This is a genomic window from Falsigemmobacter intermedius, assembly GCF_004054105.1.
In the GTDB taxonomy this organism is placed as follows: domain Bacteria; phylum Pseudomonadota; class Alphaproteobacteria; order Rhodobacterales; family Rhodobacteraceae; genus Wagnerdoeblera; species Wagnerdoeblera intermedia.
On sequence record NZ_SBLC01000140.1, the window covers coordinates 1 to 1,334 of the forward strand.

1 protein-coding gene is annotated in these 1,334 nt (G+C 63.9%); it reads right to left on the bottom strand.

Annotated elements, in window-relative coordinates; genetic code table 11:
* Positions 1-66: 66 nt before the first annotated feature.
* On the bottom strand, positions 67-1,293 hold the full coding sequence (locus EP867_RS19615; protein ID WP_128491096.1) for an IS256 family transposase: 1,227 nt from the start codon (positions 1,291-1,293) through the stop codon (positions 67-69).
* Between the last annotated feature and the right edge of the window lie 41 nt (positions 1,294-1,334).

The following is a 1,334-nucleotide window of genomic DNA, read 5'->3' on the forward strand; positions in this document are numbered from 1 at the left end:
GGTCGTGTCGCGAAGGCTGTGGAAATTCCCTGGCGGCTTGCTCCGGGCATGTGAAATTGGCGCGGGTTATGCGGCGAGGTCAAGTGCCATCGGCCCAAGCGGCTGAGCGAGGGTCTCCCATCCGTCGACCTTGCGCATCTGGATCTGCCCCGAGGCCAGCAACGCCCAGAGCAGCATCGGCACGGTTTCGGCGGATGGCAGCACGGTCTGGGTCTTTATCCGGCGTCGAAATTCCTCGTTCAGACGTTCTATCGCATTGGTGGTCCGCGCCGATTTCCATTGCGAGGGATCGAGGCGAGTGAAGGTGAAGAGCCGATCGCCGGCCTCTTCCAGGCTATCGGCCACGGCCCGGCACTTGAGCTTCCACTTGCGGAGGAAGGCCTTGCGACGCTTCTCGATCTCGGCGGCGCTGTCGGCGTAGATCATGTCGCGGTAATCCTCGCTCAGCTCGTCATGCAGGCGCTTGGGCGCGTGGCCGAGCAGGTTTCTGTGCTTGTGAACCGTGCAGCGTTGAATGGGCAGCTCCTCGCCCCAGAGCGCCACGAGCGCGGCTTCCAAGCCGGGCGCACCGTCGACGATCACGAACTCCGGTCGTTTCAGGCCCCGTGCATCCAGATCGGTGAGGAACTGACACCAGGCAGCTGTGCTTTCACCGCCCATATTCCTGATCGAGATCAGCACCTTCTGCCCGTCGCGACGGACGCCGATCGCGGCTGGGACTGAGATATTGGTGGCCTTGCGGTCCAGCCGGGTCTTGATGACGGTGCCGTCGAGAATGAGCCTGACGACATCTTCACCGGCCAAATCGCGGGTGGACCAAGCGTCCCAATCAACCTTCACCTTGCGCCAGGCCCGGCTGACGACATCCTTGCTCACGGCCCCTTCGAACAGGCCAAACAAAGCCCGCTTGACCCTCCGCGTGTTGGTCCCAGCCAGGTAAACCGCCGCGATCAGGGCTTCGGCCTTCTTGGTCAGCCGCTGATAGCGCGGCAGCGCCTTCGAGCGCCATTCGGTGATTTTGCCCGCCTCGTCCTCGATCCGGGCGCGCGGCACCCGCACCGTCTCGGTGCCGAACGTGCCGGTCAGTTGTCGGTCGCGATGCCCGTGGCGGTAGCCCTTGGCCTTGTCGTCGCCGCGTCCATAGCGGAGGCGACCGAGACATTCGGCCAGTTCCTCTTCGAACAACGCCTCGATGGTGGCACGGACACTCGCCCGCAGGCGGTCTTCGATCGGATCATATCCCGCGGCGTCAGGCAGTAGCGAAAAGGATGAGCTGTCGATATTCTGCTTCATGGCGTGATCTCCCTGGCGGTTGGCGCCGCCGGTTGGCTGGG